We start from the raw sequence: 22,413 nt of genomic DNA, 5'->3' as shown, positions 1-22,413 counted from the left end.
TGACTGACGCGCGCCTCCTGCCTCACTGAAGGGACACCTCTTGGCGGAACCACTGGACCGGTACGATGCCGAACTCACCACACCGGACATGGTGATTCTCGAGCTTGATGCCGCTGACAAGGCGGACGCGGCAACCCAGCTCGCGGAACGGCTCTATGCGGCGGGGCGCGTAACGGACCTCGAAGGCTTCCTGAAGCACGTCAATGCCCGTGAGCACCAGCTCGCCACCGGGCTGCCCGGCGGAGTCGGACTGCCGCATGCCCGCAGCGAGTTCGTGTCCCGGACTTCCATCGCCGTTGGGATCACAAAATACGGCAGGGCCCTGGACTTCGGTGCGACGGACGGACCGGCAACCGTGATCCTGCTGATCGCGACGCCGGCAAGTTCGTTCTCCGACCACCTTGAGGTTCTCGCGACGCTGGCCCGCTCGCTGTCAAAGGAATCATTCCGGGAATCCCTGCGCCGCGCTTACGATGCCGAAGTCATCGCCGAGCTCATCAACTCAAGCCTGGTGTTCTTCGACCACTAAAAGGGATCCGGCTGCCCCCCAATAGCGCGAACGAACACTTGAGGCCCGGCGAAGGGCCTCAAGTGTTCGTTCGCGCTAACCGCGGTTCGTTGTTCTACGCGAGGACGAAGTACGGTTAATGTGTGTTGAAAACTGCCCTCAAACCCCGCTGGATCGCAGGCCTGGTCTTTGCGATCGTCATTTCCGGGGTTTTTGTGCTGCTCAGCCAGTGGCAATTCGGTCGATCAACCCAGCCTGAAGCCCCGGTTTCGACCGGGACCGAAGACACCAAGCCGCTTGTTTCGGTGCTGCAGCCGGGTGATTTCTTTCACGGCTCCGCGGCCGATCAAATGGTCGCGGCCGCAGGGTCCTACGATCCCGACAAGCAGGTTCTGGTGCCGGGCCGGCTCCACGACGGCGCTACCGGATACTGGGTGGTGTCCGCCTTTTCGGTCCAGGATGCCCCTGTGCTGAGCGGTGTTGCTGCGTCACCCGGGACCTGGATCCCGGTGGCCCGCGGGTGGGTGGCCGATCCCGCGGACGCGAGCCCGCCGCCGTCGGGCACTCTTGAACTGACCGGACGGCTCCTGCCGTCCGAGGCCCCGCTGCCCAACACGGCCCCGGGACCCGGACGCGCCACTGCCGTATCCGTGGCCGAACTCATCAATGTCTGGGACATCAGCAGCTATCCGGGGTTTGTGGCGGCCACATCCGAGGTCGTCGGTGGCGCCGACGTTAGCGCTTCGGCCGTCAGCGGCGAGCTGAAGCCCCTGCGCATCGGCCCGCAGCCGCCGCCGCAGCAAGTGAACTGGCTTAACCTGTTCTACTCCGTGGAATGGATCGTGTTTGCCGGGTTCGCCCTGTTCATCTGGTGGCGCATGGTGAAGGATGACTACCGCCGCGACCTCGAGGACGAGCTCGACGACGAGGACGACGAGCACCACCAGCACACCGAAGAAGCACCGCAGTCAGCACAGCAGCCCAACCCGTCAGAAAAATCCAGCACGTCTGAACAAAAGGTACAGCCATGATCGATCCCAAGCCGGCCATCCAGCCCCAGCAGTCCAAGACCAGCGGATCAGGCACCGTGAAAAAGCGTCGGTTCGGCGGGACGGAAGCCCAGATCCGGTCCGCCCTGAAGTTCTATAAAGTCATGGCATACCTGACCGGTGCGATGCTCCTCCTGCTCTGCGCCGAACTGGTTGCGCGGTACGCCTTCGGCCAGTACCTGTTCGCAGGCGGAACCAACGCGGTCACCGGCCAGCCGTTCGGCTTCGGGTTCGCCGACGCCGAGCCGCAGGGCGTGCTCGGCGGAGTGAACCTCTCGGTGGCTGTGCTGATTGTCCACGGCTGGATGTACGTCGTGTACCTGATGTCCAACTTCCGCCTGTGGTCGCTGATGCGGTGGCCGTTCGCGAAACTGATCCTCCTTGCACTGGGCGGCGTGATTCCGTTCCTGTCGTTCATCGTGGAGAAGAAGTTCCACGCCGACGTGGAAGCCGAGCTCGCTGCGAATCCGCAGGCGTCCAAGCGCTACTGACCGGACCCGGGTCCTGCCGGCGTTCAGGCGGTGTCTGCACGGTGCCCGCACCGGCGTTGGTGTGAGATCCCTAACGCACGGGGTCCATTCGGGCCGCGGACGGCTGTCTCAACGTGCGACTCGGCAGGCGCCCAAGTAGTCTAGGACGGTGACTACTCCCACTGCATCCCAGACTTCCCAGAAGCCGGTGCTGGTTGTTGACTACGGTGCCCAGTACGCGCAGCTGATTGCCCGCCGCGTCCGGGAAGCGAATGTGTATTCGGAAGTGGTTCCGCATACCTACTCCACCGAGCAGCTCCTGGCCAAGAACCCCGCCGCCATCATCCTTTCGGGTGGCCCCTCCAGCGTGTACGCGGAAGGGGCGCCGAGTGTTGGTGCCGACCTGTTCGAAGCCGGGATCCCCGTCTTCGGCATCTGCTACGGCTTCCAGGCCATGGCCAATGCGCTGGGCGGGAAGGTGGACAAGACCGGCCTGCGCGAGTACGGCTCAACGCAGACCACCATCCTCGGCGAGGGCCGCTCCGTCCTTGAGGGGATGCCGCAGGACCAGAAGACCTGGATGAGCCACGGCGACTCCGTGCACGAGGCGCCGGAAGGCTTTGAAGTGCTGGCCACCACCGCCGGCGCCGAAGTGGCAGCCTTCGCGAACGAAGAGAAGTGCCTCTACGGCGTGCAGTGGCACCCGGAGGTGAAGCACTCGGCGTACGGCCAGCAGGTCCTCGAGAACTTCCTGTTCAAGGGCGCCAAGCTTGAACCGAACTGGACCACGGGGAACATCCTCGAGGAACAGGTTGACCGTATCCGCAAGCAGATCGGTGACGCCAGGGTTATCTGTGGCCTCTCCGGCGGCGTCGACTCCGCAGTGGCGGCTGCCCTGGTCCAGCGCGCGGTGGGCGACCAGCTGACCTGTGTTTTCGTGGATCACGGCCTGCTGCGCGAAGGCGAAGCGGAACAGGTTGAACGCGATTTTGTGGCAGCCACCGGCGTCAAGCTCTACGTCGCCAACGAGCAGGAACGGTTCCAGGCAGCCCTGGCCGGGGTCAGCGATCCCGAGACCAAGCGCAAGATCATCGGCCGCGAGTTCATCCGTGCGTTCGAGGAAGCCGAACTGGCCATCATTGCCGAGGCTGCTGCGCACGGCGAAAAGATCAAGTTCCTGGTGCAGGGAACGCTGTACCCGGACGTCGTCGAATCCGGCGGCGGCGAAGGTGCAGCCAACATCAAGAGCCACCACAACGTGGGCGGCCTGCCGGAAGACCTGCAGTTCGAGCTCGTCGAGCCGCTTCGTGCGCTGTTCAAGGACGAGGTCCGCGCTGTCGGCGCCCAGCTGGGACTGCCGCAGGAAATCGTCGGCCGCCAGCCGTTCCCGGGTCCGGGCCTCGGCATCCGCATCGTCGGCGAAGTGACCAAGGAACGTCTGGACCTGCTCCGCAAGGCCGACGCGATCGCCCGTGCCGAGCTGACTGCCGCCGGCCTGGACAACGAAGTGTGGCAGATGCCGGTAGTGCTGCTGGCGGACGTCCGCAGCGTAGGCGTCATGGGCGACGGACGCACCTACGGCCACCCGATCGTGCTTCGTCCCGTGTCGTCCGAGGACGCCATGACCGCCGACTGGTCACGGCTTCCGTACGACCTGCTCGCGAAAATCTCCAACCGCATCACCAACGAGGTGGAAGGCGTCAACCGCGTGGTGCTGGACGTGACCAGCAAACCGCCGGGAACCATCGAGTGGGAATAGCACTTTGAGTGGCCGGTCTCAGCAATGAGGCCGGCCACTTTGCTTTATTCACGCTAAATCCGGCGCAATTTTGCCCTGTCCCAGTGTTGCGGGCTCTCACTGGGCCCCGATTCGGGCTACGCTCGAAAGTATGCCGGTATGGTCCAGGGCGTCACGTGCAAGCGCAGAAAAGAAGGCAGTAGTGTCAGTTGGTCAAGGCCTCACAGAGGGCTCCGAGGAGCTCAGGAAGTGGCTGTCGGGGCTTAAGCCGGTCACCGGAGCAGACACGATGCTGCGCTTCACCAAGACGCCGGAAGGGTCCATCGACCTCACGCATGCCCATCCGTCCGGTTTGGCCCAGCTCATGGCGGGACGGCGTACGCGCCTGTCCACGCTGATCCGCGACCACGATCAGTACGTTGTCGCCGCGAGGGCTTCGCGCAACCTCCGCTCCAAGATTTTCGAACTCGGGAACGACCGCGGCATCGATGCAGGCTACTTTTCGGCCGGGACGGTGTCCTGGACATCGGCTGTCGGCGGAAAGCCCCAGCGGGTGTCTGCGCCGGTGATGCTCACCGCGATTTCCCTGACCGTCCGTCCGGGCGAGGATGACTACGAGCTCCAGCTGACTGAGCAGGCCCACATCAACCCGGCTCTCATCCGGCACCTGAAGAGCATCCACGGCATCGTGTTCGACGTCAACGCCGTGACCCGGATGGCCTACAGCACGGCCCGGTTCGATCCCCTGCCCGTCCTGGACCGCCTGGGCACGCTCATCAAACCCATTCACGGGGCCGACGTCGAGCACAATCTGCTCGTTTCAACGTTTGCGGACCTTTCCGGGAACCTCGACGACCCGTGGATCAACCAGAACAATGCCGTAGTGGCAGCCCTGGCCCGCGCCGCCGCCGGGGAAGCCGTGGAGGTTGCCGAACTGGCGGAAGACCGTTTCCAGGACATCGACCAGCGGGATCCGGCCGACGAGCTGCTGCTGCTCGATGCCGACGCCGACCAGCAGTATGTGGTGGACGCCGTGCGCGCCGGAGACTCCCTCGTTGTCAGCAGCCCGCCGGGAACGGGCCAGACCCAGACCGCCATCAACACTATCGGCGCGCTGGTGGACGAAGGCAAGACCGTCCTGGTGGTGGGCGACCGCCGTGCCAGCCTCAGCGAGATTGCCGGCCAGCTGGAGACGCTCGGCCTGGAATCCATCCTGTTTGCGCTGTCCGGAACGGCGTCGCCCCTGCAGCTCAAGGGTCAGCTGGTGCGTGCCATTGTGCGGAATGAGAAGTCACTTCAGCCCCAGCTCGAAAACCTGCACACCACACTGGCTGAGCACCGGCACGCGCTCATGGACCACGTGGCATCCTTGCACAACGTTCGCCAGCGGTGGGGGTGCTCGCCTTATCAGGCCATGCAGTCGCTGGCTGAGCTGACGTCCATCCAGCCAGCTCCCGCAACGACCGTGCGGTTGAAGCGAAGCGTCCTGGACAACATCCGGGACCGTGAGGAACTGGCCGGCCGCCTGCACCGGGCCGCCGAACTCGGCAGCTTCAGCCGGGCATCCACCACCAGCCCCTGGCACGGCGCACGGCTCCTGACCCGCAAGGAAACGGAGGAGGCGCAGGAGGTTGCGCGCTCGGTTGAGAAGAACCTGCCGGTGCTCCGCAACCACATGAAGGAGGTGGCAGAGCACGCCCAGATCCGCCTCGGTGCCACCTTCGCGGAGTGGGGCGCCCAGCTGGAGCTGCTGATGGCCGTTCGGGAGAGCCTGGACAAATTCACTCCGGATATCTTTGACAGGCCGGTCCACGACCTCATCTCCGCGACCGCCACGTCCCCGTGGCGTCGTGAGCGGAACATCGAGATGCCGTCCATGCAGCGTTCGCGGCTGCGCCGTGTCGCCAAGGAATACGTCCGTCCCGGCGTGCACATTTCCGACCTCCACAGTTCACTGGTGCTGGTCCAGGAGCAGCGGGCGCTTTGGGCGGGCTACGCGACCACGCAGCGGCACCCTGCAGTGCCGTCCGGCCTGGGCGAAGTGAACGTGATGTACCGCAGCCTTGAGCGTGAACTGCTCCAGCTGGGTGCGGCCTTGAAGTACACCGCCGCCGGCGGCGACCTCCAGCACACGCCGTATGAAGAACTAATGGGGCGCCTGGAGCGGCTGGTGGCGGACACCAGGACGCTCAAGACGCTTCCGGAGCGGACGCTGCTCATTGAGAGCATGCGTGAGCACGGGCTTGGGGAACTGCTCGCCGACCTGGCTGACCGCGAAGTACCCGCGGAGTCCGTCGCGTCGGAGCTGGAACTCGCCTGGTGGCAATCCGCCCTGGAAGCGATGATCAGCGGCGATGACTATCTGGCAATGTCCGACGGCGATGCCCTCCGGCAGCTCGAAGCCGAGTACCGTCTGGCGGACAATGCGCACATCGCGAGCGGGGCGGCACGGCTGCGGTGGGCCCTCGCCGAGCGCTGGCGCGCCGGCATCGGCGAAAACCCCCGCCAGGCCGACCTGCTTCGCAGCCTCCTGAAGGACGGCAGGGTCACCCTGGCCGCCCTCACGGCACAGGCCCCCGCGCTGGTTCCCATGCTGGTGCCGGTATGGTCCGTCAGCCCCTACCTCATGACGGGTTTGTTGCCCGCGGAGCAGAAGTTCGACGCCGTGGTCATCCTCGATGCTGAAGCGACGTCCCTGCAGGCAGTACTTCCGGCGATCGCCCGGGCAAGTCAGGTCATCGCGTTCGGCGACGACAAGATCGCAAGCCCCCGCACTTTCACCGTGGGCGTCGAGCGGCTCGCTGCGGGCGAGACCGCCCACCAGAGCGTTGAGAGTGCCTACACCGCGTTGTCCGCAGTGCTGCCCACTCGGAGGCTGACTTCCGTGTACCGGGCAGTCGACGAAGACCTCGTGCTGCAGCTGAGCAAGAGTTTCTACGGCGGCCGCCTGCGCAGGCTTCCCGAGGGACAGACAGCCACCGGACTGGACCGTGCCCTGCTGGTGGAGTACCTGCCGGACGGCACCGGCCTTCCGAGCGCCGACCAGGAAGGCGTGGAATCGGCGGTCGCCGAGGTGAACCGGGTGGTTGGCCTCGTGTTCGAGCACGCCCGGCTGCGGCCCCGGACCTCGCTCGCCGTGGTTACGGCGAGTCTCCGCCACGCTGCCAGGATCGGTGAGGCCATCCGGTTGCAGCTGCCCAACTACCCGCTGCTGGCAAGCTTCTTCACGGCCGGAACCGAATCCTTCCGTGTGGTGGATTTGGAACGCGCCCAGGGCCTGGTCCGCGACCACGTGATCTTTTCCCCGGGGTACGGCCGCACGCCGCATGGCCGCGCGCTGCACAATTTCGGTCCGTTGTCCGCCGAAGGCGGGAGGGAGAAATTCGCGCTGGCCATGACCCGTGCCCGGCGTTCCCTGCACGTACTGAGCTGCTTCAAACCGGAAGACCTGGACGTCAGCCGCCTCAGCCACGGCGCCGTCGACTTTTATGAACTCCTTGACCGTGAGATTGCCGGCAACACTGATCTCGGGACCCCTGCGTCCCGTGCAGCCGCGAGCGAGCAGGCACTGGGTGCCGACCCCCTCGTGGCCGACCTGGGCGACAGGCTGCGTGCCCGCGGCGCCAGGGTCTGGCACCAGTACGACGGCGTTATTGACGTGGCTGCGGCCGCGGACCCGGTGAATTCCATCGGTCAGGATGATGCTGAAATCCCCAGGCCTGTGGCAATTGAGTCCGACGGCACGGAGCAATACCGGCGAATGAGCGTGCGGGAACGGAGCAGGCTGCGTCCGCAGCTGCTGGAACGGCTGGGCTGGCGTTACATGCCTCTCTGGACCATCGAAGTGTTCACTGACCCTTCCGCTTGTGCCGACCGGATCGGCGGCTACTTGGGCCTGGAGAAGCCGGCAGTCTCCGGATTTGCACCCGCTTCGCAGGGGTTCTTCGAGGACGATGTGGACAATCTGACGCTCACCAGCGCCGAGCGGGGCAGCGAGGCCTCCCAGGCGGACGCATCCGGGACCGGGCCTCGCGACGAGGACCGCAGCGGGTCCGGGAGCGTGGCATCGACGGGCAATCCCTCGGTACCCTTGGAACAGGGCGGCGCTGCCGGGGATGAGCCCATCAGTGCCGGACCCGGTTCAGTGGAGTACAGCAAGGAAGACGGCATGGACACGAACAGCAGTGAAGCAGGCAACCAGGGCGGCGTCCGCGGCTCGAGTGCCGATGGGGCCAACCGGAGCCGCCAGACCGCGGATGCCGTGGTGCCGGCCGGAGTGCTGCCGAACAAGGCCGCTGAGGACGATCCGAAGCGCTGGGGCGATCACGCCTCGGATTACGACCATGATGCATGGCTTCAGGAGCAGAAACCGCCGCACTGGGGCTGACGGGCGTGCTCCTCGGGAGCGGGCCGGCCGTTGACCGGTTAGCCCGGCGCTCCCACGAGCACGAAGAAGAGTTTGCCCTGGGTTGAGGCGCCGGCAAGTCGGCGGGCCTGGTCGGGATTCGCGGCGACCACCATGAGCCCCTCGGTTTCTGCCGTGCCCAGCCACTGGCCGGTCTGTCCGCCCTGTCCGGAGGTCCACAGGACCGGGACAGCGGCCGCCAGCACCTCCGATTCCGCCGCCTGGCCGTAGTCGGTGCCGTTGGTCATGACGATGTTGACCAGCTGGCCGGGTGCCACCAACTGGATGGACGACGGATCGGCCATCCTCAGGGGCACCGCCGCCGAGCCGGGTGCGGTGCCCGTCAGCAGCCCGGGTCCCAGTATCTGGGTGTCGGAGATCAGCTGGCCTTTTCGCAGCGGGGTTGCGAGCTGTTTGCCCTGGATCGCGGCGGTGTCAGTGAAGGCGCCGGCGGGAATCATCCCGGGCGGTACCCTGACGGCCACCACCTCATTGCCGGAGAGGGTTGCTCCGGCAGGAAGGTCCCTGGCTGAGGCCATGGCGGTCACTGTCTGGGCGGGTGCCGGTGTCAGTTGCTGGACGGCGATGCCGGCGGCGGCGCACAGCAGGAGCGCGACGGCGAGCCTGCGGTTGCGGTTGAGCCCGGCAGCGAGGCGACGCCTGGCAGATGGTCCCGGGCGGCCAGGGCGTCCTGACCGAAAGCCGTGCCGGCGCGACGAAAATCCGTTGGTGCGGAGCGTGGATGGCATACCGACACGCTAGAAGGGTCCGCGTGCTGCGGACAGCCTGATGAAGTCCTATGTGGACAACCCGTTGTTGCGGTCGGGGCCGGTGGGTTGCGGCAGGGGAGTCGGGCGGTTCCGTCAGCTGGCGGCTGCGGCTGCGGCGGCCGGTGCGGGAGCCGCCGCCGGGGCGGGTGAGACGCTACTGCCCTTGGTGTCACGGGAGTCGGTCCGGTAAAAGCCTGAGCCCTTGAAAACGACGCCGACGCTGTTGAACTTCTTGCGGAGCGTCCCCTCGCACTCGGGGCAGGACGTGAGGGAGCTGTCGGTGAACGACTGCACGATCTCGAAGGCGTGGCTGCAGTCCTTGCAGGCATATGCATACGTGGGCACTGGAAATCCTCCTCTGGGACAAACGAACAGGTCCCGTGCTGCCTGGCGCGGTTCACTGCCGATATTTCCATCGGCGTGTTCCGTCCCTTAGCAGTCGCAGGGCCTGAGTGCCAATTCTATCATCAGCGGCAGGGGAGCATTACATCAGCTGTGTGAGGCCTGACGGGGTGACTGCAACCGGAACGCGGCGGTCATAGGACTCTGCGGCGATGCTGCCGGCCTGAAGGACCTCGCTGTCGTAGACCACAGCTGCCGCGGGCACCGGCAGTCCCTCTGCCTCGAGCCCCGCCAGGAACTTGTCGTAGTAGCCGCCGCCCTGGCCGATCCTGTTACCCGACAGGTCCACGGCGGTGGCGGGGACGAAGATCCCGGCCACGTCGCGCATGACCTCAATGCCGTGCTGCTCTCCGACGGGTTCCTCGATGGGTGCGTAACTGCTGCGCACAAATTCGGTGGCCGGAGTCCAGTAAACCCAGGTAAGGGTGAGCGACGGCCCGCAGACCGGCAACAGCACCCTGTGCCCGGTCCCGTGAAGCGCGGCGATGAGCGGGAGGGTCGGAGGTTCGAATCCCACTCCCAGGTACGCGGCAAAAGTGCTGCGCTCACCTGCCGCAACCATGGTGGCCCATTGGAGTCCGTGGCGGGCGATGCCGGCGCCGGCGGCTTCCAGCCCGGCGGCGGAGGCAGCGGCACGTTCTGTTCTGTGGGCGGAGCGGATCTCTTCTTTCGATGGCATCAGCGGCTGTCCTTCCATGCCCGGAGGCCTCAGTGCGGGGCGAAACCGGGCGGTCCGTGCAATTACCCAATGTTTGGTCCCTGACGTTAGATTAGTCCAGTGACTACCACCAATACTTCCGTCCGCAAGGCTGTCATTCCTGCTGCGGGTCTCGGCACCAGGTTCCTCCCGGCCACCAAGGCCATGCCCAAGGAAATGCTGCCCGTAGTGGATAAGCCCGCGATCCAGTACGTCGTGGAGGAAGCGGTCCACGTTGGCCTGAACGACATTCTCATGATCACCGGCCGGAACAAGCGCGCCCTGGAAGACCACTTCGACAGGGTTCCCTCGCTGGAGGCAATGCTGGAAGCCAAGGGCGACACCACCAAGCTCGAATCCATCCAGGCTGCCAGCAACCTCGGCGACATCCATTACGTCCGCCAGGGCGACCCCATGGGCCTTGGCCACGCAGTGCTGCGGGCCAAGCAGCACGTTGGCTACGAGCCCTTCGCCGTACTGCTGGGCGATGACCTCATCGACGCCCGGGACGAACTGCTGAGCACCATGATCGAGGTCCAGGCCAAGACCGGCGGTTCCGTGGTTGCGCTCATCGAGGTTGAGCCGTCCCAGATCAGCGCGTATGGCTGCGCCGACATCGATGAAACTGACATGAACGGTTTCGTGCGGATCAGGAAGCTCGTGGAAAAGCCCGACGTCGATGAAGCGCCGTCGAACCTGGCCGTGATCGGCCGCTACGTCCTGCACCCTGCCGTCTTTGACGTCCTCGAACGCACCGAACCGGGCAGGGGCGGGGAAATCCAGCTCACTGATGCACTCCAGGAACTTGCTGCGGGAACCGGTGAGGGTTACGGCGTCTACGGCGTTGTGTTCCGCGGCCGCCGCTATGACACCGGTGACAAGCTTAGCTACCTCAAGGCCTGCGTCCAGCTCGCCTGCGACAGCGATGACCTCGGCCCAGGGCTGCGTGAATGGCTGCCGGAATTCACTTCCTCGCTGGTCAAGTAACGGCCCATGCGGGGCAGCATCTGGCCGGTGACGCTGGAGTGTGGTGACCTTGTGCTGCGGCCCATCCGGTACCGCGACCGTAAGGAATGGATGGCGGTCCGGTCCCGCAATTCCGAGTGGCTGGCTCCGTGGGAGGCGTCCAACCCGGCCCCCGGAGGGGCGCTTCCCGACTACCGGCAGATGGTCAGGTCCCTCAACGCGCAGGCGGCCCAGGCCACGGCATTGCCGTTTGTGATTACCGAGCGGACGCCGGGGCAGCGCAATCCCGTTATTGTTGGGCAGCTGACGGTGTCCTCAATCATCTGGGGCTCGGCGATGATGGCAACGCTGGGCTACTGGGTGGACAGGTCGTGTGCCGGCCGGGGAATTGCTCCCACGGCTGTGGCCATGGTTACTGATCACTGCTTCGGCACGCTCGGGCTGCACCGGATGGAAATCAACATCCGGCCCGAAAACGCACCCAGCCTGAGGGTGGTAGAGAAACTTGGTTTCCGTGACGAAGGATACCGGCCACGGTTTCTGCACATCAACGGGGAGTGGGCAGACCACCGGTCGTTCGCCCTCACCGCCGAGGAAGTTCCCGAAGGGCTGCTGGCCAGATGGTTGAGAAACCGCCCGTCCTGACGCGCTCCCGCTGCCCTTCCTGCGTCGGCCCTGACGGTCGGCTGCTGTGTCCTTCGTCATAAATCCATTGATTTGCCACCTGCCCCGCGACACACCGGAGGTAATGCGAGTGCGGGGGGCGAAATACTCATACGGTTTTGATTGTGGACTTCCCCCTTAGCAGCTCAGTGATCCTTGTGGTCGCTGTCGTGCTCTGGATTGTTTGGGTGGCCCCGTATGTACTCCGGAACCGCCGGCACCAGCTGCAGCCCGCCGTCGAGCTGATGCCCGAACTCAACTTCGCTGAACCCGCAACCCCCCAAGCCGGAAACGTCATGAAAATGGCCGCCCAGCAGGAGAAATCAATGGAAACCAAGCAGGCCACCGGATCCGCCCAGGGATCCCTGACCCCCGCCGCCGGCCCGGGGCCGGCGAAGGCGCGTCAGGGTGTACTTAGGATCCGTTACGGACGATGTGCGATCGCGCTCATGGCGCTCGTGTCCCTGCTGACCGGGATCGTATCGGGTGTCCTCCTCCTGTTCGGGGTTGGTTGGTCGTGGCTGCCTGTTGTGTCCCTCCTGACGGCTGTCGTGGCTGTGGCGTCGCTTCGGCGGCTGGCGGTGCGGGACCGGCGCGTCAGGATGAATGCGGCCTTCCGAGCGGCAATGACTGCCCCGGAGCGCCAGATGCGCGCTGCTGTCCCGCGTCCCACCCGGGAACCGGCCGTGGACGCCCCGGAAAGCCAGCTGTTCGACGCTGAGGCGGGCAACAAGCCCAAAGTAAAACCCCTGACGGCCCAGGAACTGCGTGAAGCCGCCCTCGCCGAGGCCAAGGCCTCCGGCGATACCGCCCTGCGGACCGCCACTGCACCGGGATCTGCGATCAGCACTGAATCCAGCTGGGAACCGGTTGACGTTCCCAAACCCACCTACGTCGAGGCCGCCAGAGCCGAACGTGCAGCCCCTGAGCCGCTTGACCTGCCCGAAGCCCCGAAGGCCGCCGGGAAACCGTCCCTCAAGCAGGGGCCGGCGGCGGCTCCGGCTGCCGGCGCAGCCTCGACCAAGCCCCTGACCAAGGCGCAGAGTGCCTTGAGCAACCTGGACGACGTCCTGCAGCGCCGCCGCGCCTGAGCGTGAACTCTAGCCCCGCAGCATGACCCACATCTGCGTTGCCGGCGGTGCCGGACAGGTTGGCCGCGATGTGGTTGCCCAGGCGCTGACGGTGGGCCACGAGGTGTCCGTCATCAGCCGTAACCCGCCGAATTCCCGCACTTTAGGGGACGACGACGGCGCCACCTACTTCCGTGCGGACGTCACCACCGGCGAGACATTCGGGAGCTGGCTGGCGAAGCAGGCAGATAGTTTGTAGCCTAGGGACACCGGTTTGCCTGTTCCTGGGAAACATCCCAAGGAACGGCGGCGGCCCGGGGGCTATAGCTCAGTTGGTAGAGCGCTTCGTTCGCATCGAAGAGGTCAGGGGTTCGAATCCCCTTAGCTCCACAGAATCAGCTCCCTGATCCGGCGCCTGCGCCGGGTGAGGGAGCTTTCTGTTTGCCGGGCCGGCCCTGCGCGCCCACGCACCACCCCTCGAGAGGACAGCAATGAGCCTTATCCGGCTGCACGACGTCAACGTGCGATTCGACAATACCCAGATCCTGCGCGAGGCGTACTTCCGCCTGGAACCGGGTGACAGGGTGGGGCTCATCGGCAAGAACGGTTCCGGCAAGACCACCATGCTCCAGCTGATCCTTGACCGGATCACGCCGGAATCCGGAACCGTCACCGTGGAACAGGGAACCACAGTCGGTTACTTTTCGCAGTTCTCCGAACTGAACGGGGAGTCAACCATTACCGACGTCCTGGACGGGCTGTTCGTGGAGATCAAGGCCATCGAAGCCGAACTGGCCTCCATCGATGCTGCCATCGCAGGGGATCCCGCCGCAGCAGAACTCGACCGGCTGATCTCCCGCCAGGCCGAACTGTTCGAGGATATGGACCGCCTGGACGGCTGGGACTACCCGCGGCGCATCGACAAGGTCCTGACGACGCTGGGGTTCAGCGACGCCCACCGGCTCTGCGCCATCGACGAGCTGTCCGGCGGCTGGCGCAACCGTGCCGCCCTGGCGAAGATCCTCCTGGAGGATCCCGATGTCCTGCTGTTGGACGAGCCCACCAACTTCCTGGACGTGGCCGGCGTCGAATGGCTCGAGGGCTGGTTCCGGGATTTCAAGGGCGCGGCGATCATCGTCTCGCACGACCGGAAGTTCCTCGACGCCGTGGTCACCCGGATTATCGAAGTGGAAAATTTCCACCTGCACGAATACCCCGGCAACTTCGGCGAATACATCGTGCAAAAACAATTCCGCCTCAAGACCCTCGAGCAGCAGTTTGTGCACGAATCCGAGCTGTTGGCATTCGAGGCTGAGGGCATCGCCGACCGCCGCGAGGCTGCCAAAGCGGCCAGCCGCGGGCTTGGCAACCAACTGGCAAAAATCAAGAAGTCCCGCACACCCCGTCCCGTGGACCAGATCGTCACCGAAATCTACGGCGGCCTGCACGTCAAAGACGTCCTCTGCCGCGTGGAAGGGCTGGGCAAGTCCTACGGCGACAAGGCACTCTTCTCCGGCCTGGGCTTCGAGATCAGGCGCGGCAACCGGATCGTGGTCCTGGGCTCCAACGGCAGCGGCAAGTCAACCCTCCTGAAGGTGCTGACCGGCGAGGAACAGGCGGACACCGGCGTCGTCTCCTGGGCCAAGGGACCCGGCTTCGTTTCCTACAACCGGATGCTCGAGGAACTCGACGACGCCGACACCGTGTCGCATGCCGTCAACGCGCTGCCGGACAGCCTGGCCTTCAGCGCCACCAAGAAATCAGTCAACCGGTTCCTGGCGATGTTCCAGTTCTCCGAGGCGGACCTCAAACAGAAAATCGGAAACCTCTCCGGCGGGCAAAAGGCGCGCGTCGCCATGGCCCAGTGCCTGCTGTCCGGCGCCTCGGTCCTGCTGCTGGATGAGCCCACCAACCACCTGGACCTGTCCAGCACCCAGGTCATGGAGCGGGCGCTCCTGCATTTCCCCGGAGCCGTGGTGGTGGTCAGCCACGACCGGTTCTTCAGCGAGAAGATCGCCAACCGGTACCTCGTTTTCGGTGCTGACACGGCGCTGCCCGGCGAGGTCGAGGTGCGCGCCGCCTGACCGCTGGCCGGGACCTGCCCGCCGGCATGCAATACGCCTTGACGGCCGCAGGCGGGGAGGAGCAGAGTGATGGTGCTGCGACTGGGGGGCAGATGTGTGATCTCCGGGAACCAGGTTCGTCACGGTTCCTCCACCACATCCGCGATATATCTTCAGGCAATGATGAGGAGCACCCTCATGCGCAAGAGAATCCCCCCGCAGACCACGGCCCGCACCGGAGAAGGAATCCCCTCAAGCTCCGCGCGCCGGCGCCGGCGATTAGTGGCGCCGCTGCTGTCGACGATCTTCGCTGCAGTCCTTGCGGCAGCCTCGGCCGCTCCGGCCCACGCCGTCTACAACGGGAGCAGGGCGGACTCCGACGAGTACGCCTGGGCCGTCAGGGTGGAACTGGCCTACCCGGAAGGAATTGCTTCCTGCACCGGATCTTTGATCGCGGAAGACACCGTAGTCACGGCGGCGCACTGCATCCGCAACAACGGTCGCAGCCCGTCTGCCATCGTCGTGACATTCCACTACGGCCAGAAACGCTCCGAGTACACCATCGGCGTGGCGACGGCAGTCCCCATGCCGCACTACGACCCCGCCAGGATCAAGGACGACATAGCCTTGCTCTTCCTTGAATCGGCCGTGTCCGAGCCCACCATCGAGTTGGCGTCCACGCCAGCTCCCGTCGGGGCAGAAGTCACCGTGGCCGGTTATGGCTGTACAGGCGACCCGTTCAACCCGGCGGCACAGTGCGATCCCGCGCCCCGGCTCCTGGAAACCCGGCTCACAGCAGTCCCCGCGGAGGCATGCCCGGATATCGCAGGGCCCTGGCAGTTCTGCACGTACTCGCCGGATACGTCGGCGAACCGCGGCGACAGCGGCGGCCCCGTCATCTGGTCCGACCACGGTGAGCAGAAGCTGGTCGGGGTGACGAACGCGATTGAACTGCCGCCCGCCCCTGCCTATCTCAACCTGTCGGCGTCCGTCCCCTACGAACTGGACTGGATCAGGGCTACCGCCGGTTTGCGCTGACCGTCTTGAGCACGCTGCGGACAGACATCCCTATGGCGCACACCACCGGGACCAGCCCCGCGAGAACCGCTAATGTGTTGGCCCGGAACACCACCCTGCCCTGCCCGTTCGCCAGGTAGGCGCCGAGCGGGAGCACGAAGCCCCCGCCCCCGCCGCCTTCCGCTGACCCGTTGGCGCCCTCCGGACCGGAGTCACCCCCGCCGCCGAAGCCGAAGGAGACCAGCGCCACGGGAATCAGCTCCTCGCCTCCGATCTGCACCGGAGCGCCGTAAGCCCGCGCCACACCCACGTTCCTGAACGTCTCCACGAGGGAGGAAAATGCGTCAGCCATGGACCCACACTAGGGACCCGGGCGGGGTAGCGGAAGGGCCTTAGGACAGGTTCGGCACCGGACAGCCCGGCCGTGGCCTGATGGCGGTGCGCGTGCCAGTATGTTGTGAATCAGGGGCTGCCGGGAAGGCCCGGCCGGATGGGAGGCACCGCGGTCATGGTTTACATCAATGGTTTCAGCGAAGTCGGCCGGGACGACGTCGCGACGGCGGGCGGCAAGGGTGCCGGGCTGGGCGAACTCGTTCGGGCGGGCGTGCCGGTGCCCCCTGGATTCCTGATCAACACCGGTGCCTATGAGCTGTTCGTCCGGGATAACCAGTTGGCCGGGCGCATCCAGGAGTACGCCGCCGTGCCGGCCGCAGCCACGTCCCGCGACTACGAGGAAGCTTCCGGGCAGATCCTCGCACTCTTCGCCGGTGGCACGATGCCGGAAGAGGCGGCCGCTGAAATCCGGGATGCCTACCGCCGGCTGGGCTCAGCCGCGGGCACCGATCCAGGCACGGAGACGGCGGTGGCGGTACGTTCCTCCGCCACCGCCGAGGACCTCGCCTCGGCCAGTTTCGCGGGCCAGCAGGATACGTACCTCAACGTGCGCGGCAGCGATGCCCTCACAGAGGCGGTCATCAGCTGCTGGGCGTCCCTCTGGACCGCCCGGGCGATGGCCTACCGCGCCCGGGAAGGCATCCGGCCAGAGGACGTCCGGCTGGCGGTGGTGGTCCAGCACATGGTGGCCGCTGACGCGGCGGGAGTCCTGTTCACTGCCAATCCTGCCACGGGACGCCGCGACCAGATCGTGATCGGCGCTGCATGGGGCCTGGGCGAATCCGTGGTCAGCGGCGCCGTGTCCACCGATGACATCGTCATAGACGCCCCGACAGGCCGCGTGGTGTCCCGGCGGACGGCCGACAAGGAAACCATGACGGTTTATGCGGACCGGGGTACGCGCGAGGAACCGGTGCCGGCGTCCCGCCGTCTTCGGCCCGTGCTGGAGGACGCCGGCGCCTCCGTACTGGCCGGCTACGGAACACGGATCGCACAGCACTTCGGTTCGCCGCAGGACATTGAATGGGCAAGGTCGGACGGCGAATTCTTCATCCTTCAGTCGCGGCCCATCACGGCGCTGCCCGAGCCCGCGGGTGAAACGCCGACCGACTGGAGCGTGCCCTACCCGAAGGGGCTCTACTTCCGGGCGAGCATCGTGGAACAGCTTCCCGATCCGCTTTCGCCGTTGTTCGCGGACCTGATTGACGGCTCGGTGTCGCGGTCGCTGAATGCCCTGCTGGACCAAGCGTTTGGCAAGAGCAGCCTCCGGGACGGCGACCTGGGCCTGCCCGCCATCAACGGCTACGCCTATTACTACTACCGCACGTCCGGGTTGTGGCGGCTGATGGGCAAGGTGCCGGCCGCCGTCCGCGCCCTGATCCGGGGGGAAGCCCACATGGGAATCCCGGGCTGGCGGGACTATTCCCATCCGCGCTACGTGCACGTGGTGGAATCCTGGTCGGCCAAGCCCGTCACGGAGCTTACCGGGCAGGACTTGCTGGAGGGCGTGTCAGCGCTGCTTGATGCCGGGACGGTGTACTACACGGCCGTCCAGTCCATCATTCCGATCGCCTCGTCCAGCGAACTCGCCTTCCAGAAGTTCTACGACAGGTTCGTCCGGGCGGACGACGATCCGCCGGCCCAGACGTTCCTGCTGGGCTACGAGAGCGAACCCATCCGGGCTGAAACGGCCCTCTACGACCTCGCCGGGTGGTCCCGTGGAGTCCCGGGGCTCGCAGACGCCATCTTGGGAATTCCGACAACATCCCTCGCCACGGCACAACTGTCAGGGGTGCCTCCTGCCGGGATGGATGCCAGTCTCTGGCAGCAGTGGGTACATAAGTTCCAGCTCCACCTGGACCGCTTCGGCCACACGGTCTATAACCTGGATTTCATCAATCCCGTGCCGGCCGATGACCCCTCTCCGCTGCTGGATACGCTGAAGTTCTACCTTCGCGGCCAGGGCAACGATCCGCACAAGAGACGGGAGCTCGCCGCCGCCCGCCGTGATGACAGCACGAGTCGGATACTGGCCCGTCTGCACCCTGCGCGGCGGGCCGCCTTCGTGCGGCTGCTCCGGTGGGCGCAGGGGTCGGCTCCGATCCGCGAAGATGCGCTGGCCGACGTCGGGCTCGGCTGGCCGCTGATGCGGCGGATGCTGCGTGAACTGGGGCGGCGGCTGGTCGCTGCCGGACTCATCGCGCAGCCTGATGACGTGTTCTGGCTCCGATACCAGGAAGTCAGCAGCGCCGTCGGATTCGGCCTTGCCGGCCCCGGCGGCCCGGCGGCCATTACCGGCACTCAGCGGCCGGTGCTGGCGGAGGCGGTCGGGGAACGCCGGATGCGCTGGCGGGGCCAGCGCCAGGCTGCAGCCCCGCAGATGCTGCCCGAAATCCGGTGGCTGCAGCGGTCCCTGGCCGGCATGATGCCGGAGGGGTCCCAGGACCAGGAGGGGAACACGATCAAGGGTGTGGGTGCCAGCCAGGGCCGGGTCAGCGCTCCGGCCAGGGTGCTGGCCGGCCCCGAAGACTTCGCCCGGATGCAGCCGGGGGAGGTGCTGGTGGCCCGCATCACCACTCCGGCGTGGACCCCGCTGTTCGCCATGGCCTCCGCCGTGGTCACGGATGTGGGCGGCCCGCTGAGCCACAGCTCCATCGTGGCCAGGGAGTACGGCATCCCCGCGGTGCTCGGCACCGGGGTGGCGACCCGCCGGATCGCGAGCGGCCAGCAGATAGAGGTGGACGGCGACGCCGGCACCGTGACGTTGGTACAGCCCGGCACGGCCTAACTCCCGGACGAATGCCCGGCCGGGAGTTCCTCGTCCGATTCCACGCGGAGGAGCAGAGACAACGGGCTGTCAGCGCCGAAGTCCGGCAGTGCCGCGCCGATCAGGAACAGGGTGACGTCCGCAGCAAACAACCGGTCCACCATGTGCAGGAACTTCTGCCACTCCGGCGCAACGGGTTCGGCCGGTGCCGGAATGCCATCCACCACCCACTCCCCGTACCGTGAGGCCAGGGACGCCACGTCCCGGGCAGCCGCCCCGGTGAGTTCCCGGAAGCCGATCCACAGCAGGCTCCCTTCGGCGCTCTTCACATCCAGCGTCCTGCCGGCCACCTCGACGGCCCGGCGCTGGCCGGGTGCCGGAACGAACAGCCCGAATGTGCCCAGCTGCCGGGCGGTGCCCGGGATGATGATCCGCCCCGGCCGGAAGGCGGACTGCGGGTTGCCGGCCAATGAATCGGTCATGCCGGCGGCTCCTAGAGCCAGCCCTTCCGTTTGAAAATGGTGTACATCAGCGCAGCCGTCCCGGCCATCATGGCGATCGCGAGGGGATAGCCGAGCGTCCAGTGCAGTTCGGGCATATGGTCGAAATTCATGCCGTAGACACCGGCCACGAAGGACGGCGCGAAGAAGATTGCCGCCCACGACGAGATCTTCTTGACCTGCTCGTTCTGCTCGGCGCTCGCCTCGTTCTGACGGTTGGCGGTCAGCGTGCCGTCCAGGGTGAGCGCATTCTGCAGGATGTCGCGGAAGGAGTCCGCCCGGGAGACCAGCCGCTCCACGTGGTCCTCCACGTCGCGGAGGTGGTGCTGCAGATCGGTGTCCACCTCGTATTTGTCGAACCCGCGCTTGAGCAGCTGCATCATCGCCGGCAGCGGGTGGATGGCCCGCTGGAACTGGATCACTTCCCGGGCCAGCTCATAGATCCGGCGCGAAACAGCGGAATCGCCGCTGAACAGCTGGTCCTCGATTTCGTCGATGTCGTTTTCCAGGCCCGCCACAACGGGAACGTAGTCATCCACCACCTGGTCCATCAGGGCGTAGAGCACCGCTTCCGGCCCGTGCTTCAGGAGTTCCGGGCGCTCCTCCAGGCGTTGGCGAACACGGGCCACGCCGGCGGTTTCAGCGTGCCGGACGGTGACCACGAAGTTCGTGCCGGTAAAAATGTGGAGTTCGCCGAACTCGACGGTTTCCGTCGCGTCCAGGTACCTGGCGGGGCGGAGCACCGTGAAGAGAACGTCGTCGTAGCGTTCCAGCTTGGGCCGCTGGTGGGCCGAGATGGCATCCTCCACCGCGAGCCCGTGCAGTCCGAACTCCTTGGCCACGGCGGACATTTCAGCCTCCGTGGGCCGGTACAGGCCGATCCAGGCCATGCCGCCGTGGTCCGCCAGCGTCTCGAAGGTCTGCTCAAGATTGTGCGGCTCGGCGGTGCGGCGGCCGTTCACGTACACGGCGTTGTCGATGATGGTCACGCGCCATTATCCCAGTCACTTGGCGCGGATGGCGGGCGCGGCGCTCTGGGCGAGCCTGCTGATGAGCGGCTCCGTGCGGTAGGGGATGTGCGTGTGCAGCGCGAGGACAGTCTCCGTGCGGATCACGCCCTTGATTCTGAGGATCGAGCGCAGCGCCGTCTGCAGGTTATGGGTATCCGTAGCCACTACCCGGCACCATACGTCGCCACGCCCGGAAATCTCGTGGACTTCCAGGACCTGCGGAATCAGGCGCAAGGCGCCCACCACGCCGTCGAGTTCCCGGTGGCTGACTTCGATCGTCACGAAGGCGACGACGTCGTACCCCACCGCCTCGAGGTCGATCTCCCGTCCGCCGTCGTGCAGCAGGCCGGAGCGCAGCATCCGGCGGATCCGGGACTGGGCCGTATTGCGGGCGATGCCCAGCGAATCGCTGAGCTCGCCGATCTGGACCCGCGGATCGCGGATCAGTTCCAGCAGGATCCTCAGGTCCGTGCTGTCCAGGCTGTTCAAATCATCACTCCGGTTCATCATCGCTAGGCATCATTGATTGTTTTGATCAATTTTGCCATGAATTTTGGTATTCAGGATCAGGTGTGTCCCATTCTGTAGGTATCAATGTTTCGCCCGGACCGCGTCTGTTCCCACAAGGAACGGTCAGGCCGGCACTGCACGCAAAGGCACGCACATGACTGTCTTCAGCGAACTCCGCATGCGTCCGGCCACCGCCGGAGGCTGGGCATGGGACGCTTCCACCACGGCACGGCTCGTTATCGCGGGCGTTGTGATCTTCACGCTGCTCGTCGGCGCGAACCTCGCAACCCCGCTGTACCCGCTGCTTCAGGCGAACCTTGGCATCGGGTCATTCGGCATCACGGTGGCGTTCTCGGTGTATGTGCTGGCCCTGGTGTCCACGCTGATGCTTGCCGGGCACTGGTCCGATCACATCGGCCGCCGGGCGGCGCTGCTCCTGGCCGTGGTCGTGGGACTGGCGGGCGGCATGGTGTTCGCCAACGCCCAGAGCCTGGCGATGCTTTCCGCCGGGCGCGCCCTCCAGGGCATCGCCGTGGCGCTGGCCACCGGCGCCAGTTCTGCCGCCCTGCGCGAGCTGCTGCCCGCCCGTCCCGACTGGGCCTCACGATTCACCCTGCTGGCATCCGCCGGGGGAGTGGCCGCCGGGCCGGCCATCGGCGGAATCCTGTCCCTCCTGCCGGGGCCGACGTCCACGCCGTACTATCTTCACTCGCTGGTCCTCATCGCCATGCTTGTCCCGCTCTTCCTGCTTAAGGCCCGGCCGGCCATCACGTCCGTCGCGGGTCCGCAGCCGCTCAAGGTGCTGGCACCGCGCCGTCCGTCCGTTTCAAGCGAGGCCCGCGGCGCCTTCTGGCTGGCCTCGGCCGTCGGGTTCCTCAGTTTCAGCGTTTTCGGCTTCTGCCTCTCGCTCGCTCCGGGCTACTTTGCCCAGATCGTCGACGCCGATTCCCGCCCGCTCATCGGCGTCCTCGCCGGATTGACGCTCGGCGCTTCAGCCCTCAGCCAGCTCCTGGCAGTCCGCGGGAAGTTCGTGGTGCCCGCCGGCCTGGCCGTACTTGGCATGTCGGTGCTCCTGATTGCAGCGGCCGCGGCCTGGAGCAGCCCCTGGCTGCTCATCGCGGCAAGCCTGGCCGCTGGCGTGGGCCAGGGGGTGTCCTTCCGGACCGTGTTCAACGACGTGGCGGGAAAAGTGGAGGCCTCGAGGCACGCGCAAATTATCAGCACCGTCTATGTGATCACCTACCTCGGCAGTGCCCTCCCCGTAATCGGGCTGGGCATGGCAACGGCGGCATACGGCCTGCAGGCGGCGGTAGCCGGCTTTGTGGTGCTGTGCTCACTCCTTGCGTTCGCCCTGGCCGCCGTAACGCTGGCTGCCGCCGTCCGCCGGCCGGCCTGAGCCGAGTAGTCCGCACCAA

At 66.1% G+C, this 22,413-nt stretch carries 20 protein-coding genes and 1 tRNA gene; 14 read left to right on the top strand and 7 right to left on the bottom strand.

The window, feature by feature from the left end; all coding sequences use genetic code 11:
- The first annotated feature begins 40 nt into the window (after positions 1–40).
- From AC1DRE_RS13515 to AC1DRE_RS13495, 5 genes are all read left to right on the top strand, one after another.
- Positions 41–529, top strand: a complete 489-nt coding sequence (locus AC1DRE_RS13515; RefSeq protein WP_214953913.1) for a PTS sugar transporter subunit IIA — start codon at positions 41–43, stop codon at positions 527–529.
- 122 nt (positions 530–651) lie between these two features.
- Positions 652–1,539: an SURF1 family protein gene (locus AC1DRE_RS13510; protein WP_476985115.1), complete on the top strand. Its 888-nt coding sequence runs from the start codon at positions 652–654 to the stop codon at positions 1,537–1,539.
- Positions 1,536–2,048 (top strand): DUF3817 domain-containing protein, encoded by a 513-nt coding sequence (locus AC1DRE_RS13505; RefSeq protein ID WP_476985114.1) that lies wholly within the window; start codon positions 1,536–1,538, stop codon positions 2,046–2,048. Before AC1DRE_RS13510 ends, AC1DRE_RS13505 begins: the two co-directional genes overlap by 4 nt.
- Positions 2,049–2,196: 148 nt before the next feature.
- Positions 2,197–3,786 (top strand): glutamine-hydrolyzing GMP synthase, encoded by a 1,590-nt coding sequence (guaA, locus tag AC1DRE_RS13500; protein WP_476985113.1) that lies wholly within the window; start codon positions 2,197–2,199, stop codon positions 3,784–3,786.
- Between the two features lie 130 nt (positions 3,787–3,916).
- Complete coding sequence (locus AC1DRE_RS13495; RefSeq protein ID WP_476985112.1) at positions 3,917–8,152, top strand: AAA family ATPase; 4,236 nt, start codon at positions 3,917–3,919, stop codon at positions 8,150–8,152.
- Positions 8,153–8,190: 38 nt separating this feature from the next.
- On the opposite strand, the gene cpaB is transcribed toward AC1DRE_RS13495, so the two are convergent.
- The 3 genes from cpaB to AC1DRE_RS13480 all read right to left on the bottom strand — a co-directional run bounded on the left by cpaB (position 8,191) and on the right by AC1DRE_RS13480 (position 10,021).
- Positions 8,191–8,919 (bottom strand): Flp pilus assembly protein CpaB, encoded by a 729-nt coding sequence (gene cpaB, locus AC1DRE_RS13490; protein ID WP_476985111.1) that lies wholly within the window; start codon positions 8,917–8,919, stop codon positions 8,191–8,193.
- Between the two features lie 114 nt (positions 8,920–9,033).
- Positions 9,034–9,285: an FmdB family zinc ribbon protein gene (locus AC1DRE_RS13485; RefSeq protein ID WP_476985110.1), complete on the bottom strand. Its 252-nt coding sequence runs from the start codon at positions 9,283–9,285 to the stop codon at positions 9,034–9,036.
- Between the two features lie 139 nt (positions 9,286–9,424).
- Positions 9,425–10,021 (bottom strand): 5-formyltetrahydrofolate cyclo-ligase, encoded by a 597-nt coding sequence (locus tag AC1DRE_RS13480; protein ID WP_104172405.1) that lies wholly within the window; start codon positions 10,019–10,021, stop codon positions 9,425–9,427.
- Positions 10,022–10,120: 99 nt separating this feature from the next.
- Between AC1DRE_RS13480 and galU the strand changes: the two genes are divergently transcribed.
- The 7 genes from galU to AC1DRE_RS13445 all read left to right on the top strand — a co-directional run bounded on the left by galU (position 10,121) and on the right by AC1DRE_RS13445 (position 15,839).
- Positions 10,121–11,026, top strand: coding sequence for a UTP--glucose-1-phosphate uridylyltransferase GalU (gene galU / locus AC1DRE_RS13475; protein ID WP_476985109.1), 906 nt, complete (start codon positions 10,121–10,123; stop codon positions 11,024–11,026).
- A gap of 6 nt (positions 11,027–11,032) precedes the next feature.
- Complete coding sequence (locus tag AC1DRE_RS13470; RefSeq protein WP_476985108.1) at positions 11,033–11,650, top strand: GNAT family N-acetyltransferase; 618 nt, start codon at positions 11,033–11,035, stop codon at positions 11,648–11,650.
- A gap of 143 nt (positions 11,651–11,793) precedes the next feature.
- Positions 11,794–12,759: a hypothetical protein gene (locus AC1DRE_RS13465; RefSeq protein ID WP_476985107.1), complete on the top strand. Its 966-nt coding sequence runs from the start codon at positions 11,794–11,796 to the stop codon at positions 12,757–12,759.
- Between the two features lie 22 nt (positions 12,760–12,781).
- Entirely contained in the window at positions 12,782–12,997 is a 216-nt protein-coding gene (locus AC1DRE_RS13460) for an NAD(P)H-binding protein (RefSeq protein ID WP_476985106.1), read from the top strand.
- A 58-nt stretch (positions 12,998–13,055) separates the two neighbouring features.
- Positions 13,056–13,128 (top strand) — tRNA-Ala (locus AC1DRE_RS13455).
- Positions 13,129–13,229: 101 nt separating this feature from the next.
- Entirely contained in the window at positions 13,230–14,822 is a 1,593-nt protein-coding gene (locus AC1DRE_RS13450) for an ABC-F family ATP-binding cassette domain-containing protein (RefSeq protein WP_476985105.1), read from the top strand.
- Positions 14,823–14,999: 177 nt separating this feature from the next.
- On the top strand, positions 15,000–15,839 hold the full coding sequence (locus AC1DRE_RS13445) for a S1 family peptidase (RefSeq protein ID WP_476985104.1): 840 nt from the start codon (positions 15,000–15,002) through the stop codon (positions 15,837–15,839).
- On the opposite strand, the gene AC1DRE_RS13440 is transcribed toward AC1DRE_RS13445, so the two are convergent.
- On the bottom strand, positions 15,820–16,170 hold the full coding sequence (locus tag AC1DRE_RS13440; protein WP_476985103.1) for a spore germination protein GerW family protein: 351 nt from the start codon (positions 16,168–16,170) through the stop codon (positions 15,820–15,822). The genes AC1DRE_RS13445 and AC1DRE_RS13440 overlap by 20 nt on opposite strands.
- 156 nt (positions 16,171–16,326) lie before the next feature.
- Between AC1DRE_RS13440 and AC1DRE_RS13435 the strand changes: the two genes are divergently transcribed.
- The gene (locus AC1DRE_RS13435) at positions 16,327–18,999 is read left to right on the top strand and encodes a PEP/pyruvate-binding domain-containing protein (RefSeq protein ID WP_476985102.1); all 2,673 of its coding nucleotides are present in this window, start codon (positions 16,327–16,329) and stop codon (positions 18,997–18,999) included.
- Here AC1DRE_RS13435 and zapE read toward each other — a convergent pair.
- Genes zapE through AC1DRE_RS13420 form a run of 3 tightly spaced genes read right to left on the bottom strand, consistent with a single transcriptional unit; the run spans position 18,996 to position 20,995 of the window.
- Positions 18,996–19,460, bottom strand: coding sequence for an AFG1/ZapE family ATPase (gene zapE, locus AC1DRE_RS13430; protein ID WP_476985101.1), 465 nt, complete (start codon positions 19,458–19,460; stop codon positions 18,996–18,998). The genes AC1DRE_RS13435 and zapE overlap by 4 nt on opposite strands.
- A gap of 11 nt (positions 19,461–19,471) precedes the next feature.
- Positions 19,472–20,467 carry a magnesium/cobalt transporter CorA gene (gene corA, locus AC1DRE_RS13425; protein WP_476985100.1) on the bottom strand — a complete coding sequence of 332 codons (996 nt, stop codon included), beginning with the start codon at positions 20,465–20,467 and terminating at the stop codon, positions 19,472–19,474.
- 15 nt (positions 20,468–20,482) lie between these two features.
- Positions 20,483–20,995, bottom strand: coding sequence for an Lrp/AsnC family transcriptional regulator (locus tag AC1DRE_RS13420; RefSeq protein ID WP_476985241.1), 513 nt, complete (start codon positions 20,993–20,995; stop codon positions 20,483–20,485).
- A gap of 157 nt (positions 20,996–21,152) precedes the next feature.
- Between AC1DRE_RS13420 and AC1DRE_RS13415 the strand changes: the two genes are divergently transcribed.
- Positions 21,153–22,394 (top strand): MFS transporter, encoded by a 1,242-nt coding sequence (locus tag AC1DRE_RS13415; protein WP_476985099.1) that lies wholly within the window; start codon positions 21,153–21,155, stop codon positions 22,392–22,394.
- The last annotated feature ends 19 nt before the right edge of the window (positions 22,395–22,413 follow it).

The organism is Arthrobacter sp. P4_H3 (assembly GCF_056400885.1).
The sequence above is the reverse complement of the archived record's forward strand: the minus strand, read 5'-3'. Positions and strand labels throughout refer to the sequence as shown.

Bases quoted from the DNA above. Each gene is read 5' to 3' on its own strand.
- AC1DRE_RS13505 (WP_476985114.1), top strand. From the start codon at position 1,536: ATGATCGATCCCAAGCCGGCCATCCAGCCCCAGCAGTCCAAGACCAGC.
- AC1DRE_RS13495 (WP_476985112.1), top strand. From the start codon at position 3,917: ATGCCGGTATGGTCCAGGGCGTCACGTGCAAGCGCAGAAAAGAAGGCA.
- cpaB (WP_476985111.1), bottom strand. From the start codon at position 8,919: ATGCCATCCACGCTCCGCACCAACGGATTTTCGTCGCGCCGGCACGGC.
- AC1DRE_RS13480 (WP_104172405.1), bottom strand. From the start codon at position 10,021: ATGCCATCGAAAGAAGAGATCCGCTCCGCCCACAGAACAGAACGTGCC.
- AC1DRE_RS13470 (WP_476985108.1), top strand. From the start codon at position 11,033: ATGCGGGGCAGCATCTGGCCGGTGACGCTGGAGTGTGGTGACCTTGTG.
- AC1DRE_RS13460 (WP_476985106.1), top strand. From the start codon at position 12,782: ATGACCCACATCTGCGTTGCCGGCGGTGCCGGACAGGTTGGCCGCGAT.
- AC1DRE_RS13450 (WP_476985105.1), top strand. From the start codon at position 13,230: ATGAGCCTTATCCGGCTGCACGACGTCAACGTGCGATTCGACAATACC.
- AC1DRE_RS13445 (WP_476985104.1), top strand. From the start codon at position 15,000: ATGCGCAAGAGAATCCCCCCGCAGACCACGGCCCGCACCGGAGAAGGA.
- AC1DRE_RS13440 (WP_476985103.1), bottom strand. From the start codon at position 16,170: ATGGCTGACGCATTTTCCTCCCTCGTGGAGACGTTCAGGAACGTGGGT.
- AC1DRE_RS13435 (WP_476985102.1), top strand. From the start codon at position 16,327: ATGGTTTACATCAATGGTTTCAGCGAAGTCGGCCGGGACGACGTCGCG.
- zapE (WP_476985101.1), bottom strand. From the start codon at position 19,460: ATGACCGATTCATTGGCCGGCAACCCGCAGTCCGCCTTCCGGCCGGGG.
- AC1DRE_RS13420 (WP_476985241.1), bottom strand. From the start codon at position 20,995: ATGAACCGGAGTGATGATTTGAACAGCCTGGACAGCACGGACCTGAGG.
- AC1DRE_RS13415 (WP_476985099.1), top strand. From the start codon at position 21,153: ATGACTGTCTTCAGCGAACTCCGCATGCGTCCGGCCACCGCCGGAGGC.